We start from the raw sequence: 17,818 nt of genomic DNA, 5'->3' as shown, positions 1-17,818 counted from the left end.
TCAGGATAAGAGTAAGAGTGTTATCCAAGTTGAGTGGGCATGGAGAAGGAAACGCTCGACAGTTTTTTGTCCATCCGTGGGGTGATGGGGGTGGCGCTCTTGAGTCGGGCAGGTCGCCCTTTCTTCTACCGCTCTTTTCAGGATTTGGATAGCCGACAGCAACAGGCCCTCACCGAAGGGCTGTTTCAAGTTTTGCAGACCATGCCCCCAGGACTTGACTATTTTGATTTTCAGTTTGCCGAGCAGCGGGTCTTCGTTTACCCCCTCGGGCCGGAATGGGCGTTGCTGGTGGCGGTGAATGACGAGCTGGTGATGCCGGTTTACACCTTGGCCGTGAACCGCCTGCGAGCCGAGCTGCAGCAGGATACGCCAAAGGGCTTGGCCACCTTTCGTCTATTTACCAGCCAGGCGGAGGCAGGCCGGAACGCTACCCAGCCCAGTTCCGCTCCTGCGGCGGGCCCGCGCATGGAGATGGATGTCTTCGTGCAATCTCTGAACCGTCTCTGCCAGATTACAACCGGCTATTTGGGCAAGGCGGTGATCGTCAACTATTGGAAGGCAGCACGGCAGGAAGTGGTGGAACGCCAGGGATCCAAAGCAGAATGGCTGAACCAGTTCGAGATCGAGCGCAGTGGCCAGATCCACTACCGGGGATCCCTCAAGGAACTGGACGAATCTCAGCAAAGGGTGCTACGGGATTGGGTGCTGGCTTTTTTCCGTCGCTGTGAAGAGGTAATCCACGATTTTCGCAACTTGATCAAATCGACAGAACTGGGCCTATGAAAAAGGGGCAGGCTTTTTCCTAAGTAGGGCTATCGGCGAACTCTACCCGGCTCTTGGTCGAGGAAAATCCAGGCTAAGCTATGACCATGATCAACCCGGATCGCGCCAGGTGCAGACAAGATCCCTGCCTGGGGATGTCCCTTCTTGTCGCCGCAAGCCGACCCAGCGAAAGATCCGCTTTGCTACCGCGATGCCGCCGGATCCCTCGTTACTATGGGGTTGCGGCACTCTACGCGAAGGAGTCGCTATGCTGAGAATCGTCACCCAGCTAGCCGAGGCTGAAGCCGAGCTCAGACGGATCTCGGAGCGCACTCAGGCTGACCAGAACCTGCACCGCGAAGCAACTGTGCGGGAGATCCTGCAAGCGGTACGCCGTCAGGGGGATCGGGCCCTGCTGACCTATACGGCTGAGTTCGACCAGGTGGAGCTGAGCGTTGCCGAGCTGAAGGTGTCTGGGGCCGAGCTAGAGGCAGCTTACCAGGCGGTATCTCCGCAATTGCTTTCAGCCCTACGGCTGGCCAAGCAGCGCATTGAAGCTTTTCACCGGCAGCGGGTGCCCAGCAGTTGGGTAAGCTTTCCCGGCCCTGAGATCGTCTTGGGCAAGCAATACCGCCCTGTGGATCGCGCCGGCCTCTACATTCCGGGAGGGCGAGCCGCCTATCCCAGCACGGTGTTGATGAACGCCATCCCGGCCCAGGTGGCAGGGGTGCCCGAGATTGTGATGGTGACGCCACCGGGATCTGACGGGTTGGGGGGCAAGGGGATTAGCCCGGCCATTTTGGTGGCCGCCCAAGAAGTAGGCATCCACACCATCTATCGCGTTGGGGGGGCTCAGGCAATAGGGGCTTTGGCCTACGGCACCGAGACCATCCCCAAGGTGGACGTGATCACCGGCCCCGGCAACATCTACGTAACTTTGGCCAAAAAGCTGGTGTACGGCACGGTGGGGATCGACTCGCTGGCCGGGCCATCGGAGGTGTTGATCATCGCCGACGAGAGCGCCAACCCCCTTTATGTGGCTGCCGATTTGCTGGCCCAAGCCGAGCACGATCCCTTGGCGGCGGCCATCCTTCTGACCACCGATCTCCAGCTGGCCCAGCAGGTGCAGCAGGCGGTGGCCACCCAGATGGAGGCCCATCCCAACCGTCTGATGGTGGAAAAGTCGGTGGTGAATTACGGGCTGATTGCGGTGGTGCCGGATCTGACGGCGGCGGTGGCTTTGTCCAACCTGTTTGCGCCAGAGCATTTGGAACTGCAGGTGGCAGATCCCTGGGCTTTGCTGGATCCCATTCGCCATGCGGGGGCCATTTTCTTGGGCCACCATACTCCGGAGGCGGTAGGAGATTACCTGGCCGGCCCCAACCATACCTTGCCCACCGCCGGTGCGGCCCGCTATGCCTCGGCTTTGGGGGTGGAAACTTTCCTAAAGCATTCCAGTCTGATTCAATACAGCTCAGCGGCTTTGCGGGAGGTGGCCAGCGCCATTCAGGCTCTCACACAAGCGGAAGGGTTGCCCGCCCACGGCCAGTCGGTACAGGTGCGGTTGGCGGAGGAGCGCTAATCAAGCCCTGGTCGCAGTTAGCTAGACCGCCGGGAAGCCCCACCCTCTGTTAGTGACTAGTGGCTAGTCACTATCCACTCACCACTATCCAGGGTGAGGGTCGGGATAAAAGGCGAGGACACGATGCTTCGTCCTTACTGGTGCTATGACCGGCGTAGCAGGATTTTATACCCTCATCATGAGAACTGCTTACCAGTATCGCTTACGCCCTACTTCTAGCCAAGTTGCTCTGATGGACCAATGGCTAGACTTGTTACGCAAGCAGTACAACTACCGCTTGGCAGAGCGCTTTGCGTGGTGGCAACACAATCGCTGTGATAGCAATGCTTGTCCCTTAATCTGTCACTTGCCTGAGTTAAAAGACAATCCCGATTTCTACTCCCAGAAACGGGATTTGGTGAAGATGAAAGCCCTGTTTCCGCAGTACAGAGCAGTCCATTCGCAAGTCCTCCAGAACTGCATAGAGCGAGTGCACAAAGCATTCGACCGCTGGCTGAAGGGTGACGGTAGCGGCAAGCGGGCAGGGAAACCCAGATTCAAGGGAGTTGGGCGGTATCGCTCCTTCAGTTTCCCCCAGATGAAACAAGACTGCATTTGCGGGCAGTTTATCCATCTGCCCAAAATCGGTGCTGTTCGGATAATTCAGCACCGTCCTTTGCCTGAGGGCTTTGTGATTAAGACCGCTGCCATCAGCCGCAAGGCAGACGGGTGGTATGTGACCTTGAGCCTGCAAGATTCATCTGTCCCCGTATTTACCCCTGACCCGCCAACACTGGAGAACACGATGGGGATCGACGTGGGGCTGGACTCCTTTTTGGTGACCGATGCGGGGGAGTCTGTTCCAGTTCCCCAGTACTATCGCAAGGCAGAGCTCAGGCTCAAGAGGTTGCAGCGAGCCTTGTCTCGCGAGAAGAAGGGGTCAAACCGCCTATGGCTAGTGACTAGTGGATAGTGACCAGTAGATAGTGACCAGTGGATAGTGAATAGTGACTATCCACTAACCACTATCTCAGCGCAAAGATTTTCATGACAAAACAGCGAACTGGCTGGTAAGCAAGGGCAAGCATATTGGGTACGAAGCCCTGAATATCAAAGGTATTGCGAGGACGAAGCTAGCAAAATCCACCTATGATGCTGGGTGGGGACAATTTCTGCAAATGCTGGCAGTCAAGGCTGAAAGAGCTGGGCTGAGGGCGATTGCAGTGAACCCCAACGGCAGCAGTCAAAACTGCTCTCGGTGCGGTCAAAGAGTACCGAAAGCGGTTCAAGACAGGTGGCATTCTTGTTCCCATTGTGGGCTAGAACTAGAGCGCGACCACCATGCGGCCATCAACATCAAGCACAGGGCGGTGGGGCATCCCGTTCTTTTCGCGTCAGCGGGACGTAGTCCTCAAGCGCAGGAAACGTCCTTTTCGCGTTAGCGGCGCGGAGCGCTTTGCGTCAGCATGAGTGCGGGAGTATGTCACACTCCAAAATAAGCCCTATTTCTCAACCTGGACAAGCAACGGGATCCCTCGCCTGCCCTAGCGCCGCCTGGGGATTTCCCCCTTCCACTGGCAGGGATCCTCACCAACATCATTGTTGAATTGAATAATGTTGAATGGTCTGGGCGGGTGCAGGTTCATATCCGCGCTCCTGACGGATGGTCTTCAAAGAAAGGAGATCCAATGCTGTTGGCGGTTCGGTTCCCCAGTCCTTTGGCGGGACGGAGTCCTCAAGCAGGCTGGTCTGGGATGGTGAGGGATCGTTTCTGGGGCTTCATCTTAAGATCCTTCAAGCCCCTGGCAGTTTGTCTGGGTTTCCTCTGGGTGGGTCTGCTGGTTTGGACGGGATCCCCGGTTGCCCACGGCCAAAGCGCTGTCCCCGCTGCGGAGCACTTTCTGACGGTGGTACGCTTGCCAGGGCAGAACTGGGCCAATATCGAGCGGCAACTGCAGCAGAGCGGCCTCAGCTACCAGGTGATCGACGGGATCGAGCCAGCAGGTTTGCGGGGGCGCAGCACAGTCTTTTTGCCAAACGTGAATCGCCTAACCGTTGCTCAAGCCCATGCTCTCGCCGAATGGATGCAACAGGAAGGGGGTCAGTTGATCGTCAGCGGCCCGCTGGAAATCCCTGCTGAGGCACGGGATCCCTTACGCAGCCTGATTGGCGCCTACTGGAGCGGAGATATTCCTCTGGCCAGTACGGTGCGCCTGACAGAGTTTGCTGAAGCATGGGCCCGCAGCGTTCAGGCGGCCGATCGCGCCAGCGGTGCGGAGCACTTTGTGGTTGCCGGGGGAGCCCTCTTGCCCACCGGCCCGGAAAGTCGTCTGGTGGCCGTCTGGGAAGAGGTGGACATGGGGGACAATGCCTATGCGGTGATTGCCAGCCGCCAGAGTGTGTACCTGGGTTGGCGTTGGGGGGAGTTTCCCGAGGAGACGGCGCAGTTGGATCGGGAGTGGTTGCAAGCGGCTCTGCGCCGGGCCCAAGGCCGTTTCGCTGCCCTCAGACAGGCTGCTGCCACCCCATCCCCTTTGCCAGCGGTGCGGAGCACCATCAACACCCTGGAGTTGCTGGCCATGCGCCAAGAGCTGGGGAGCTTGCTGGGTCGGGTAGAGGGATCCCTGTTGCTGGCTCGGGCCACTCAAGGGGGGGTAGAAGCAGCCGAGTACAAGCCCATTTTGGAGCAAGCCCGCAGCGTGTTGCAACAGCTACCGGCCTGGGTGGAGGCAGGGCAATACGAGCAGGCGCGGCAGGCTTTTGAACAGGCACGGGCGGATCTGTGGGCCCACTACCCGGTGGATCGGTTGACGGCTTTGTCTGAGGTACGGGCCATTTGGCTGGATCGGAGCACCATTGTCGAGGCAGGCTCTGAGGCAGGGCTGGCTCAGATTTTCGATCGCCTGGCTCAGGCTGGCCTCAACACCGTCTTTTTCGAGACGATGAATGCTGGCTTTGCCATTCATCCCAGCCGCGTCGCCCCCCAACAGAACCCCCTCACCCGTGGCTGGGATCCCTTGCGGGCGGCGGTGCGCTTGGCTCATGAGCGGGGCCTCGAATTGCACGCTTGGATTTGGACTCTTGCGGTGGGCAACACCCGCCACAATCTGCTGCCGGAGATCAACTTGCCCCAAGACTACATCGGCCCGGTGCTGACGGCTCACCCCGATTGGGCCAATCTGGACAATCGTGGCCGTCTGTTCCCGCGCGGGCAGCCGGAAACCTGGCTAGACCCAGCCAATCCGCAGGTGCGCAGCTATCTCCTGGCTCTTACCCGCGAGCTAGTGCAAGACTACCAGGTAGACGGGATCCACCTGGACTACATCCGCTATCCCTTCCAAAACGCTGCCAGCCGCCAGGTGTTTGGCTTCGGTCGGGCCGCTCGTCAGGGGTTTCAGCAGTTGTCCGGCGTCGATCCGCTGGAGTTGGATCCCTTGAGGGATCGCTCCCTCTGGCAGTTGTGGACCCGCTACCGCACCCAGCAGGTGAACGAGGTGGTGGAGGCCATTGCCCGCACCGCCCGCTCCCTCAACCCGCGCGTGATCCTCTCGGCAGCTGTCTATGCTCTGCCCAAGCAGGAGCGCCTGCAAAGGCTGCAGCAGAACTGGGAAGAGTGGATCCAGGCAGGGGAGCTGGATCTGTTGATCCCCCTCACCTATGCGGGCAATACACGGCGTTTGGCGCAACTGGTGCAGCCCAATTTGGAAATTGTCAGCCGCTTCTCCACCCTCTTCGTCCCCAGCCTTAATTTGTTGAACTTGCCGCCCGTCGAGTTCTTGGATCAACTGCAGGTGGTGCGGGATTTGCCCACCGGGGGGTTTGCTTTATTCTCGGTGCGGCAGCTTACCCCAGAGCTGGAAGCCATCCTCAGGTCCTCCGCCATTGCCTCGACTCGCATTCCCTATCGGGATCCCTTTGGGGCTGTTCGGGATCGCTTCCAGGCGCTGCGGCAGGAGTTGATGTTTTTGCTCGAGCAGAAACGGTTGGGGTTGTGGGAGCACAGCCAATGGATGGAGCAAATAGAGCGGGTGCAGGGATCCCTGGCGGCCTTGGCAGCGGATCCCACCCCGGAAGCCCTGGAACAAGCCCGTCAGCAACTGGGCAACTTGAAAACCAATCTTGCCACTTGGATGCGGCTGGAATCTCTGCGCAACCCCTATCGAGTTCAAGTTTGGGGCAACCGTCTCGCGGCTTTGGAGATGATGCTGCGCTACGGAGAGCAAACCCTGATGAGGGCATGAAGCTCCCCTCTTGCGGGATGGGGATCCCATCTATCCCCAGAACTTCCCCAGAACCGAAAAAAACTGTTATGGGGTATCTTTCGGCATTTCCTCTGCGGGGTCAGGCCCTGTATCCGGCTCCTTGGGGAGAGCAGAGTCCTCAGGGCTGGGTAAGGACTCTGTCCTGCTGGCGCGAACCGCTTCCGGGGAGGTTTCTGGCTCCTCGTCATCGCTACGCGACGCTTCTGGGAACCCGTCAGCAGTGTGTGGCGCTGAAGCGGGCTGAGCAGCAACAGGTTCAGGAGCAGAAGGAGGAGGTGCAGCTGGGATCCCGGCTTCTTCTGCAGGAACAACCGCAGGTGGCTGAGCAGCTTCTTTTTCCTTTTGCTGTTCGTAGCGGCGACGTTTGTTGCCCTCATCCACCAGCACGTACACCAGGCTGAGGAGAGAGAGCCCTGCTGTTCCAACCAAAACCCAGAGTAAGTTGTTGTCTATGGTCATGGGGTGAGCCCCGTCAAACGCTGCTGGCGATGGAGGGATATTGCTCCTTAAGGCTTGATCTTACCGTTGAAGCCGCTCTGCCAAATCCTTCTGCCAAATCTTAAAGATTGGAAAGGTTGGGTTCACAGTTTTGTTGTTTTGTGTGTCATGCGCTATCTCAAGTTCTACAAGCCCTATGGCGTGCTCACCCAATTCACCGACCGAGAGGGACGGCCCACCCTCCAGTCTTTTATCCCGGTGCCCAGGGTTTATCCGGTGGGGCGACTGGATCGCGACAGCGAAGGGCTGCTCCTGCTGACCGATGATGGTCGCCTCAATGCCCGCTTGATCGATCCCAAGTTCGGCCATGAGCGCATCTACTGGGTTCAGGTGGAAGGGATCCCCACCCCCCAAGCCCTGCAACAGTTGCAACAGGGGCTGATCATCCAAGGGCGAAAAACGCGCCCGGCCCAGGTTAAGGTCTTGGCTGAGGAACCCACCCTGCCGCCACGGGATCCCCCCATTCGCTTTCGCCGCTCCATCCCCACCACCTGGCTGGAACTGACGCTGCGGGAGGGTCGCAATCGCCAGGTGCGCCGCATGACTGCCGCCGTTGGGATCCCAACTTTGCGGTTGGTTCGGGTTGGACTGGGGCCTCTCTCTCTGGCGGGGCTTGCTCCTGGCCAGTGGCAAGATCTCAGTGAGGTAGAACTGGCCCAACTGCGGCAATATTGTTTTTCTCAAACCATTAGATTCATTTCAAGTTAGATTAAGACGCTTCCTATTCGCTCGGCAGTGAGGAGCTGGGAAGCAAGACAACGGAACAGTTTTATTCCCTCTTAAATGACTATAAACTAGGACACTGCATCCACACCTAAGACGTTGAACGCACAGGGCCGGAAGGCTTTTCTCCGTAGCTTAGGCGTTTCACCCTAACCTGAAATGACCATAACTTAACTCACATTGATCATTACTGAGCATTTGATCACTACATTGTTAATGATTGCCCTATGATTGCCCTTGTTCCCAATTGTTCTTGAGCCCACTCAGTCGGGCATGAGGGCGTGGGCGCGCTTGCCACCATTGGGGTAGAGAAGGGCCCGCTTGGGGCCGTGGATGGGATCCTCGACGATAATCGTCTGGTCGCGGCTGGCCCCCAGAGAAACAATGGCAATCGGCACCTGCATCAACTGTGCCAAAAACTTCAGGTAATCATGGGCTTCGGGGGGCAAGTCTTGGATGGAGCGGCAATCTTTGGTGGAACATTTCCAGCCCGGCAGGGTTTCGTAGATGGGTTTGCACTGGGCGAAAACCCGGGCATCGCTGGGAAAGTGACGAATTTCCCGCCCCTGGTACTCGTAGGCCACGCACACCTTGATCTCATCCAAGCCATCCAGCACATCCAGTTTGGTGATGGCCAGGCAGTCTAGGCCATTGATTCGCACCGCGTAGCGCCCAATTACCCCGTCAAACCAGCCGCAGCGCCGTTGTCGCCCTGTGGTGGTGCCAAATTCAGCACCGGTTGCCCCCAGGTACGCCCCGATCTCATCTTTGAGCTCGGTGGGGAAAGGGCCTTCGCCAACGCGGGTGGTGTAGGCTTTGGCCACCCCGATCACCCGGTCAATGCTGGTGGGGCCGATCCCAGCGCCAATACAAGCGCCACCGGCAATGGGATGGGAGGAGGTGACGTAGGGGTAGGTGCCGTAGTCGAGATCCAACAGGGTGCCTTGAGCCCCTTCAAACAGGATGTTCTCCCGATCTTCGATGGCTTGGGTGAGAAGCAGAGCAGCGTCGGTAACATAGGGGCGCAGCCGCTCGGCATAGGCCAGGTATTGCTCGATAATTGGCTCGGGATCCAAGGGCGGCAAGTTATAGATCTTTTCCAGCAAGACATTTTTGTAGGGAATGGCCCAACTGAGGCGCTCCCGCAGCTGGTCAGGGTACATCAAGTCCACGACGCGAATGCCCATGCGCTCGGCCTTGTCGGCATAGGTGGGGCCAATGCCCCGGCCGGTGGTGCCCAGCCGGTAAATGCCACGCCGCTCCTCTTCTGCGATGTCAATGACCCGGTGGTAGGGCAGGGTAACGTGGGCTGTTTCGGCAATGAACAGGTTGTCGGTGGAAATGCCCAATTGATGCAGTTGGTCGATCTCGGCCAGCAGAACCTCGGGATCGATCACCGTGCCGCTGGCGATGATGCAGCGTTTGTCGGGGTAGAGAATGCCAGAGGGGATCAAGTGTAGCTTGAAGGTTTGGCCCCCCACCACCAGGGTATGCCCTGCATTCACCCCACCTTGATAGCGGACGACCACATGGGCCTTTTCACTGAGGAGGTCGGTGATCTTCCCTTTTCCTTCATCGCCCCACTGGGCACCGACAACCACGACGTTTGCCAAGAGCTTCTCCTACAGTCCGTAGATGGCACAAAAAATCCCCTTTGCGGGGGTTGCTGCACTAATCTACCGCATCGCTCCGGGCGATGTTGAGAGATCAGGACAAAAAGATTAACAATCGATTAACTTTTCTCCGGCAGGGGACAACGTGGAGATGGGCGGGATCCCCGAACCCTCTGGCAAGCCAACAGAGATTCCCCAGTTGCCCTCGCCTTCAGCTCCCCGGCTTGAACAGGCCAATGGCCGTGACCTGGTTGGATCCCACCTCAAAGGCAAAGGCCAGGCCCAGGGCATCGTAGTTGACGTAGTAGCGGTCGTCGCGCAGATATTCTCGGCTTCCCTTGGGATAGGGTACCACCTCGTTGTAGCCGTTCTCGCCGGGCCCGCCGTAAACGGCGATCACTTCCGAATAGGTGGAGCCGATGCGGATCCCTTCGCCGGTCATGGCTTCCGGGTGGGTGGTGTAGATGCGGTTGGCGAAAAAGCTATCCACAATGCCCGGATGACGGTAGGTGAAGAGGATGTAGTCTTGTAGGTAAAAGATCTTCAAGTCGCTGTTGGGCTGAAACACATTGGCTCCAGAGGCCGCTGGGATCTGATCGACATTGCCCAGCAGGTGGGTATCCACGTTGCGGGTATCCATGCCCAGCTCAAAGCGACCGACTCGACCCTCTTGCACCAGCACTGTAGGCCGTGGGGGCAGGGCAGGTCGCCGGGGGGGCAAGGCCAGCGCTTGCAGGCCGGCATTCAGCCAAGCATTGTCATCTCCTTCCACGGTCTGCAAGGGCACCAGACCCCGCTCCAAAGAGCGACCATCCCCTGTTTTCCAGGTGGCCACGGCCAGTTCCACCGCCGCGCCGGAGGGAAGGGCAAAGAAGCGGGTTTGTCGTTCGCTGCCCTGGGTGGGCTGCCCCAAAATGAGGGTGCTGCCGCTGGCTCCCAACTGGGCAGCCAGGAGGGTGGCCCCCTGGCGGGTGTTGCCATCCACCAGAACGGCCAACGGGATCCCGGCGGCAATGGGCAGATTTTCGCTGTTCCAGAGGGTGGGCTGCCCGAATCGGTCTTCGGTAATCAGCAGCGGCTGGACGGAGCGGGGCAAAAACAGGCGCGCCACATCGGCCACCACTTGGGGGTCGTAGCCCACCGAGCCGCGCAGGTCGAGGACAATGCCCTGGCTGTAGTCTTGGGTGTAGAGGGTTTGGCGGATCTGCTGAGCTGTGGCCGGGGTGAGATCCGGCACAGCCAAGTAAACCTGGCGCGGGCCGATCCCGCGGGCTTGTACGGGAGGACGGGGACGGTTGAGCAAGTCCTTGAAAGCTTGCGGATCCCAGAAACGATCGGCGGGATCCCCATACTCCCGCAGGATCTCTTGAATGAACTCGTACTCCACCTCAATGGGGGGGCGGGGATCCCCGTAGCTTCGGGCCAACAGGCGGGTGTAGAGGTCGTTGTAACTGACTGCGGCAGCTTGGTTGCCCGCCCCCCAAGACTCGTTGATGAACAATCCCACCAGATGGCGGAGATCCAGCCCGACCGGCTCACGGGGAGGGGAAGGGGCTGCCGGGATCCCTGGATCGGGAAACGAACCTTGGGGATCCGAGGGCATGATGGGCACAGGAGGCAAGGCCGATTGGCCCACAGCGCTGCCGGGCGAGATCCCGGCGATCAGGGTGAGGATCCCCCAAGCCCCAATTGCGCGCGCAAATCCCTTCATGGCAGCCTGCCCTCTTGCAGATGTTGCGAATAGGATAAACCCTAAACGCTCCCCTTTGCCACTGCCAGCAGTGGTAGATATCTATTTTTTGCGACTTGGAACACTAGGGGCTGCGCCCCCTTGCTTTTGAAGGAAATGCCCTCAGCCAGAAAATCCCCAGCGCATTCACTTGCCTTTTTTGTCCTTTTTGCTCGGCTTGGGCTTTTCTGCTGCCGGGATCTCTGTAGCGGTCTCTGCCGCTTTCTCCTCAACTGGGAGCGTTGCCTCTGCCGCAGAGGCTGAGACGGTTTCAGCAGGGGATGCTTCTACAGCCTTTTCTGTAGCTGGCTCGGCTTCCGCAGCTGCAGCTTCTCCATCCGTTTCCGCCCCCGTAGCCGTCTCTGATGAGGATTCAATTGCCTCAGGGATCCCGGATACCTCTGCTTCTGGCTCATCGGCCTCAAACTCGGCCTCTGGCACTTCAACCTTCTCCTCCGAGCCTGCCAAAGAAGTAGGTGCCTGGGTTGGATTTCCCTCGTCATCGACCCAGTTGACCGTAGTTTGCGACTTCAGCCAGGCCATCACCTTGTTGGTCAGCAAGCCTTCATAGACGGCTTGGCGTACTCGTTCCCGATCCAGCTTTTGGCCTTGCTGGGCATAGGCCGCCATCACCTCTTCCACCTCCACGTCCAACTCCGTGGAACCTACGGCAATTTGCTCTTGCCGAACGATGGCACTCAGGGCCAAGGTGCGCCGCAGCCGGTTGATGGCTTCGGGTCGGTGGCGCTCCATCAACTGGTTGAGGGTTTCAGGCGGCAGTTGGGACAGGAGCTTGCGGATCTCGCCTGGCGTGACCCCTTGCTGCTGTTGCAGCGAGTGAAGGCTTTGGGATAGCAGTTGCGTCGTTTCCTGCTCGACTAGGGTCTCGGGCAGATCCACCTCGGTGGTTTCCAGGATGGCGTTGAGGATGGCGGTTTCGAGGTTCTCCTCAGATTGTGTCAGGGCATCCTGTTCAAGGCGCTTTTGCAGGTGTTCCCGCAACTCGGCTACCGTTTGGAAGCTGCTGATCTCTTGCACAAAGGCATCATCCAATTCGGGCAGCTCTTTGGCCTTGATCTCCCTCAGGCAGACGATGAAGGTAACCGTTTTCCCGGCCAACTCTTTTCTGAAGTAGTCGTCGGGGAAGGTGGCTGCGATCTCCTTGGTTTCGTCGAGCTGCATGCCCACGATGCCCGCCACAAAACCGGGGATGAAGTTGTCTTCCTTGAGTTCCAGCTGGAAGTCCTGGGTGGTCATCTCGTCGAGGGGATTGCCTTCTGCATCGCGGGCTGCAAAATCGATCACCACCACATCCCCCAACTGAGCAGGCCGATCTTCTACCGGCAAGAGGGTGGCCCGCTGATCCCGCCATCGGTCGATGAGCTGGTCAATTTGCTCAGGCTTGACGTCAACACGGGTTGCCGTAACGGTCAGCCCTTTGTATTGGCCAACGCGGGCTTCGGGGTACACCTCAACATATCCTGAGAAGCTGAAGTCTGCTTCGGGGTTGAACTGAGCCAAGAGCTGCCCCACCTCATCATCCAGCTCGAACCGACTGATGGGGGTGAGCTGAGCTTCCTTGAAAGCCTGTTGAATGGCCTCGTTGATTAGGTCATCGACAGCACTGGCCAGGATGCGCTCGCGGCCCACCTGCCGCACAACAAGATTGCGGGGGGCCTTGCCCTTGCGGAATCCCGGAATTTGGATATTCTGCTCCAGTTGACGCAAGGTTTTTTCGTAGGAGCGCTTCACCCGGTCGGCTTCTACCACGATTTTGAGGCCAACCCGGCTGCCAGGGCGTTTTTCTTGGATAACCTGCATAGGAAGTATGAGCTAGGGAGAGGGGCAAGTAGAAGTTCAATTCTACCTCAACGGCCTGTGGGTCAACCTGGGGATTTTAGGCAGGGGATCCCTCGGTGGCCACTTCTTTCACATCCTGGATGTCCTCTTGGGGTTCGGCACGCTTGCTGGGAGGCAGTTGCTTCACTTTGGCTTCCAGCTCCACCACCATTTCCTTGAGTTCGGTGATGGTGACCTCCTTCTCCTGCAGTTGCCGATTTTTTTCCCGGGCTTCGATGCTGAACTGTACGCGCATCCAGAGGCTATACAGCCAGGCGAGGGCGGCCCCAATCCCAGCAGCAGCCAGAAGTTCCATCACCAGAGGGCTTTCGATGCTGACGCCAGGGGCAAAAGTAACCGTGACCGGGGTGGCGTTTTGCATGGCAAAGAGGGCAATGGCCAGGAGGGCTGAAAACAAGATCAGGTAGTTGAACAGTCGCATCGTTTTTCTCCTCGAAGGGATCCACTACGGCTTGCCAGCACCAGAATACCCATAAACTCGGGCCGGTTTTTGAGAAAAATTCCCTCAGAAAAACCAGCCATAACTGTGTAAGCCTTTGCCCAGAAAGTTCACCCCCAGATAACATACCCAAACCACTCCAAAACCCAAGCTGGCCAAGAGGGCGGGGCGTCTGCCTTGCCAGCCTTTGGTGATGCGGGCATGCAAATAGGCGGCAAAGACCAACCAGGTAATCAAGGCCCAGGTTTCTTTCGGATCCCAGCTCCAGTAGGTACCCCAGGCTTCGTTGGCCCAAACGGCGCCGGCAATAATGCCGATGGTGAGCAGGGGGAACCCCAGCCCGATCAGCCGGTAGCTGGTGTTGTCCAAGATTTCTGCCAGGCTCAGCCGTTGCCAGGGGATCCCTTCGGGGGCCGGTTGGGGGGGGAGTTCAGCCGACGAGGGGGCAGGACGGGGGGAGCGGAGGCCGGCATAGGCCAGTTCTGAAGCCGGGGAAGGCAGGGTGGCTTCCGCCCATTCGGGATGGGTTTGGGGTTGGGGAGGGCGAAATTGCAGGCCGAGGGAGTTGCCCTTGAGATGCACTTCCTGACCGCGAGTGACGATGAGAAAGCTGATGGAGAGAAGGGATCCCACCAGCAGCGCCGCGTAGGCCAGCAACATCACAGTCACGTGCATCATCAGCCAGTTGGATTGCAAAGCCGGCACGAGGGGCTGGGCCACCTGCATATCTTCCGGCAGCACCAAGGCAGCAAAGGCTACGATCCCGGTTACAACTGGGGCAGTCATGACCCCCACCCAGCGGCTGCGGCTCCAGTGGAGGGCCAGCAGGTGCAAAGCGGTGATCCCCCAGGCCAGGAAAAACAAAGACTCGTACAGATTACTCAAGGGGAAGTAGCCTGCATCGATCCAGCGGGCCGTCAACAGGGCGGCCATCGTCAAGTTTGCCCCGATCATCCCCGCTAGGCCCAATTCGGCCAAAAGCTGCATCTGGGGAAAAGCTGCCCCACCCCAGTAGAACAGCATGGCCCCCAGAGAAATGGCAAACGCCACGTTGTTGAGCAGAGCTTGCCACTGGGCCAGATCCATGCCCGCAAGAGCTGTTATCGCCAACAGAGCCATACACGACCTCAAAAGTGTCTCCGACCCGGCTTGAGCCAGGCCAGTTGATCCCATTCTAGGGCGGGGGAAGGGATCTTCCCCAAAGGACACATGCTGGTAATGTGGGGATGGCTTGTCTGCGGCTCGGCAGGATACAAAGAGCATTGGGATGTAAGGCTCATGCAAGAACACGCGGGAAATGCCAGGTTGAGAAGGTGGGGGTTGTTGAGATGGTGGATCTGTCTGTTGACCGCCCTCGTTTTGGCCTCTTGTGGGGGATCCCCGCCTAAACCCCCGCAGGAACAGCTTCCCCAGCTAGAGCGCGTGCCGGTTCCCCCGGAGATTGCCAAGCTGGATGCCCATTTGCAGTATTGTCGCCCGCAAGTTCAGATCCTCAGCCCCAAGCCAGGTGAGGTGTTGCCAGAGCGGCAGGTAACCGTTCGCTTCGCGGTGCAAGGGTATCCGCTTTTCCAAGATCCGCAATTGGGTCTCGGCCCTCATCTGCACGTGGTGCTGGACAACCGGCCCTACATCGCCCATTACGATGCCGATGCTCCCCTCGTTTTCAAGGATTTGGAGCCGGGATCCCATACTCTGCGGGTGTTTGCCGGCAAACCCTGGCACGAGAGCTTCAAAAACTCTGAAGCCTATGCCCAGGTTAGCTTCCACGTGCTAGCTCCCACCCCCGAGTACGTGCCACAGCCGCAACTGCCCCTGCTCACCTACAACCGCCCCACAGGCAGCTACGGGGCCGAGCCAATCTTGGTGGATTTCTGGCTGGCCAATGCCCCGGTGCGGGAGAGCCTGTTGAGTGACTTGCCACGGGACTGGCGGATCCGCTACACCCTCAACGGCCAATCTGGCCTGCTGGATCGCTGGGAGTCTTTTTATCTGAAGGGCTTCAGGCCCGGTCGCAATGTGATGGTGCTGGAACTGGTGGACAGCAAAGGGGATCCCATCCGCAATGTGTTCAACAGCGCCGCCCGCGAGATCACCTACACCCCTGGCGGCCAAGATACCCTCTCCAAGCTGGTTCGGGGGGAGCTAAAAGCCGAAGAGGCCCTCGCCATTGTGCAGCCGCAGCCCACACCCACGCCGACTCCGGAACCCACGCCCACCCCAACGCTGACGCCCACCCCGACTCCAACACCAAGTCCGACCCCCACACCTACACCGACTCCAGAACCCACGCCCACCCCAACGCTGACGCCCACCCCGACTCCAGAACCCACACCCACCCCAACACTGACGCCCACCCCGACTCCAGAACCCACACCCACCCCAACACTGACGCCCACCCCGACTCCAACACCAAGTCCAACGCCGGAGCCAACTCCCACCTCAACGCCAACGCCAGAGGCGACGCCCACACCTGTACCTCGTCGCCAGCCGCGCTTTCAACTGGGCCGCCCCCGTCCGACACCAGAGGGGATCCCGGCTGTTCCAACGCCACCGCCCGTAGTAGCCACTCCCGAACCTGAGCTTACGCCTGAGCCCAGCCCAGAGCCCTCTCCGCAAGCTGTGCCCACTTCAACTCCCCAGCCTGTGGCTACGCCTTTGCCGCGCGTGACCCCCATTCCCTTCCAGGAGCGGCGGGTGCGACAGCAGGGGTTGCGGCTTTTCCCGCCGGGACTCCACAGTCCAACCTTGCCAGGTGAGCAATAGCGGGACGGAGTCCTTGAGTTGATAGAAAGTTGATAGAATGCCCTTCGCACAGCGGGCCGTGGGCCTCACTGTTTCCCCGATGCCGCTCTGCCTGGGTGCGCAGTTGCCAGTTGTCGCGTTCTCACACCGGTCAAGCGCGAGGAGCGTGGAGCGACGGGAAAGAATCCCCCGGCTCTAGCCGTGGGGAGAACGTCGATTCCTGCCCAATGGAAGGGCCGGTCGTGTGGCTAAGCTGATGGGGTTGAGCCAAGTCAGGAGCATTGCCCCCTCAACCTTCTCGCACCGATTGCGGTCGCGGAATGGGATCCTGGTTTTCCGCCTGGGTGGAGCTCTGGATCCCATTCTCTCCACTTTCCAACCTGAGCAAGGGCCGCAATCGGGATCCCTGCCAGGGATCCAGGACATCCCGAATTAGCACCTCCTGAATCCACACCTGCAGGATTGCCGCCAAAGGCACGGCCAGGAACAGGCCCAGCACCCCAAAGAAAAAGGCTGAAGTAACTTGAGCTACTAGGGTTAGGGCGGGCAGGAGCGACACCTGTCGGGACATGACGATCGGGGTGAAGACGCTGCTTTCCAACTGCTGGATCAGGATATACAGTCCCAGCACCGCCAAGGACTTCCAAGGGGCATCCGTGAGGGCTACCAGCATGGGGGCCACCACGCTCAGGGTTGGGCCGATGTTGGGGATGAAGTTGAACAATCCCGCCAGCACCGCATTGGCCAAGATCAGGGGCACCCCCAAAATCCACAGCCCGATCCCACTCAGCAGCATCACCAAGGTGCTGGTAAACAGGATCCCCATCAGCCACCCTCGCAGCGCCAGCTCACAGCGCTTGAGGATGTAGCGAATGCGGGGACGGTAAAAGGCCGGGAAAACCGAGACAAAAGCGCGGCTGTAGGCTTGGGGATCCGCCAACAACAAGATGGTGAGGATGATTACAAACAATAGGTTGAGCAGGGTGCCAAAAAAGGCAGTGAAGGACTCGGAGAAAAAGTCGCGCACCTGTCGCACCAACTCGGTGGCCTGGGGCACCAAGCTATTGGCCAATTCCCGCAGCGTCGGCAGCTCAATATCCGTCGGCAAAGAGAGGATCAAGCTCTCGAACAGTCGCTGGGCCTGAACGATCCCGGCGGGCACCCCATCGGTAAACAGCCGCCGCAACTGCTCCGCCAGGGGGGGCACCACGATTAGCCCCACCAAGATCGCGGCCACCAAAACCGTCAAACTGGTGATGACAATTGAGGGGCCACGCCGAAAGCCGTAGCGCTGTGGGATCTGGGCCAAGGTATCCAATGCTACTGCCAACACAATGGCCGCGAACACCAACAGCAGGATCTGCCGGATCTGCCAAAGCAGAACTAGCAGGCCCAACAGCGCCCCTAGCCCCAGCCACTGGGCGAAGGTCACCCGCCAGCTCACCTCCTCTCTCGCCCGGTTGTCGCCTATTCTAGATGGGATCCCGACAAGTCCCATCGCTATTCGAGAACCCTGGATGCGCGATCCTGTCCCTTCAGCTAGAAATCGCAGGAGCCCCGCACTGTACCCGTAGGGTCGGTGTCGGGAGGAATGCGCTTTGATGAAGTACAATGAACTTATGAGCCAAG

Annotated in this window: 12 protein-coding genes and 2 pseudogenes; 7 read left to right on the top strand and 7 right to left on the bottom strand. The window is 59.1% G+C overall.

All coding sequences use genetic code 11. The annotated features are described in order from the left end of the window. The first annotated feature begins 39 nt into the window (after positions 1 to 39). The 5 genes and pseudogenes from ACVWZF_RS12415 (at position 40) to ACVWZF_RS12395 (ending at position 6,564) form a co-directional block, all read left to right on the top strand. Positions 40 to 783 carry a hypothetical protein gene (locus ACVWZF_RS12415; protein WP_238376831.1) on the top strand — a complete coding sequence of 248 codons (744 nt, stop codon included), beginning with the start codon at positions 40 to 42 and terminating at the stop codon, positions 781 to 783. 247 nt (positions 784 to 1,030) lie between these two features. After that, positions 1,031 to 2,344 carry a histidinol dehydrogenase gene (gene hisD / locus ACVWZF_RS12410; RefSeq protein WP_011431745.1) on the top strand — a complete coding sequence of 438 codons (1,314 nt, stop codon included), beginning with the start codon at positions 1,031 to 1,033 and terminating at the stop codon, positions 2,342 to 2,344. 178 nt (positions 2,345 to 2,522) lie between these two features. Next, positions 2,523 to 3,276, top strand: a pseudogene (locus ACVWZF_RS12405) (RNA-guided endonuclease InsQ/TnpB family protein); the annotation flags it as partial. Between the two features lie 75 nt (positions 3,277 to 3,351). Beyond that, positions 3,352 to 3,765 (top strand): annotated as a pseudogene (locus tag ACVWZF_RS12400) (RNA-guided endonuclease InsQ/TnpB family protein); the annotation flags it as partial. 246 nt (positions 3,766 to 4,011) lie between these two features. Continuing rightward, positions 4,012 to 6,564: a glycoside hydrolase family 10 protein gene (locus tag ACVWZF_RS12395; protein ID WP_457411593.1), complete on the top strand. Its 2,553-nt coding sequence runs from the start codon at positions 4,012 to 4,014 to the stop codon at positions 6,562 to 6,564. A 66-nt stretch (positions 6,565 to 6,630) separates the two neighbouring features. On the opposite strand, the gene ACVWZF_RS12390 is transcribed toward ACVWZF_RS12395, so the two are convergent. Continuing rightward, entirely contained in the window at positions 6,631 to 7,044 is a 414-nt protein-coding gene (locus ACVWZF_RS12390; protein ID WP_011431749.1) for a hypothetical protein, read from the bottom strand. Between the two features lie 147 nt (positions 7,045 to 7,191). Here ACVWZF_RS12390 and ACVWZF_RS12385 point away from each other — a divergent pair, with 147 nt between their 5' ends. Further along, the gene (locus ACVWZF_RS12385) at positions 7,192 to 7,791 is read left to right on the top strand and encodes a pseudouridine synthase (RefSeq protein WP_457411592.1); all 600 of its coding nucleotides are present in this window, start codon (positions 7,192 to 7,194) and stop codon (positions 7,789 to 7,791) included. Between the two features lie 278 nt (positions 7,792 to 8,069). Here the strand turns inward: ACVWZF_RS12385 and ACVWZF_RS12380 are convergent, their stop codons facing one another. From ACVWZF_RS12380 to ccsB, 5 genes are all read right to left on the bottom strand, one after another. Continuing rightward, entirely contained in the window at positions 8,070 to 9,419 is a 1,350-nt protein-coding gene (locus ACVWZF_RS12380; RefSeq protein ID WP_011431751.1) for an adenylosuccinate synthase, read from the bottom strand. Positions 9,420 to 9,630: 211 nt separating this feature from the next. Continuing rightward, positions 9,631 to 11,130 carry a S41 family peptidase gene (locus ACVWZF_RS12375; protein ID WP_457411591.1) on the bottom strand — a complete coding sequence of 500 codons (1,500 nt, stop codon included), beginning with the start codon at positions 11,128 to 11,130 and terminating at the stop codon, positions 9,631 to 9,633. A 165-nt stretch (positions 11,131 to 11,295) separates the two neighbouring features. Then, positions 11,296 to 12,969 (bottom strand): trigger factor, encoded by a 1,674-nt coding sequence (tig, locus tag ACVWZF_RS12370; RefSeq protein ID WP_457411589.1) that lies wholly within the window; start codon positions 12,967 to 12,969, stop codon positions 11,296 to 11,298. Between the two features lie 76 nt (positions 12,970 to 13,045). Continuing rightward, the gene (locus tag ACVWZF_RS12365; RefSeq protein WP_414384315.1) at positions 13,046 to 13,429 is read right to left on the bottom strand and encodes a lipopolysaccharide assembly protein LapA domain-containing protein; all 384 of its coding nucleotides are present in this window, start codon (positions 13,427 to 13,429) and stop codon (positions 13,046 to 13,048) included. 84 nt (positions 13,430 to 13,513) lie between these two features. After that, positions 13,514 to 14,566 (bottom strand): c-type cytochrome biogenesis protein CcsB, encoded by a 1,053-nt coding sequence (ccsB, locus tag ACVWZF_RS12360; protein WP_011431756.1) that lies wholly within the window; start codon positions 14,564 to 14,566, stop codon positions 13,514 to 13,516. Positions 14,567 to 14,791: 225 nt separating this feature from the next. Between ccsB and ACVWZF_RS12355 the strand changes: the two genes are divergently transcribed. Continuing rightward, positions 14,792 to 16,210: a hypothetical protein gene (locus tag ACVWZF_RS12355; RefSeq protein WP_457411587.1), complete on the top strand. Its 1,419-nt coding sequence runs from the start codon at positions 14,792 to 14,794 to the stop codon at positions 16,208 to 16,210. 268 nt (positions 16,211 to 16,478) lie between these two features. Here ACVWZF_RS12355 and ACVWZF_RS12350 read toward each other — a convergent pair whose 3' ends face one another. Further along, positions 16,479 to 17,633 carry an AI-2E family transporter gene (locus ACVWZF_RS12350; protein ID WP_457388773.1) on the bottom strand — a complete coding sequence of 385 codons (1,155 nt, stop codon included), beginning with the start codon at positions 17,631 to 17,633 and terminating at the stop codon, positions 16,479 to 16,481. Between the last annotated feature and the right edge of the window lie 185 nt (positions 17,634 to 17,818).

It is taken from the genome of Thermostichus sp. OS-CIW-30 (assembly GCF_054060215.1).
The sequence above is the reverse complement of the archived record's forward strand: the minus strand, read 5'-3'. Positions and strand labels throughout refer to the sequence as shown.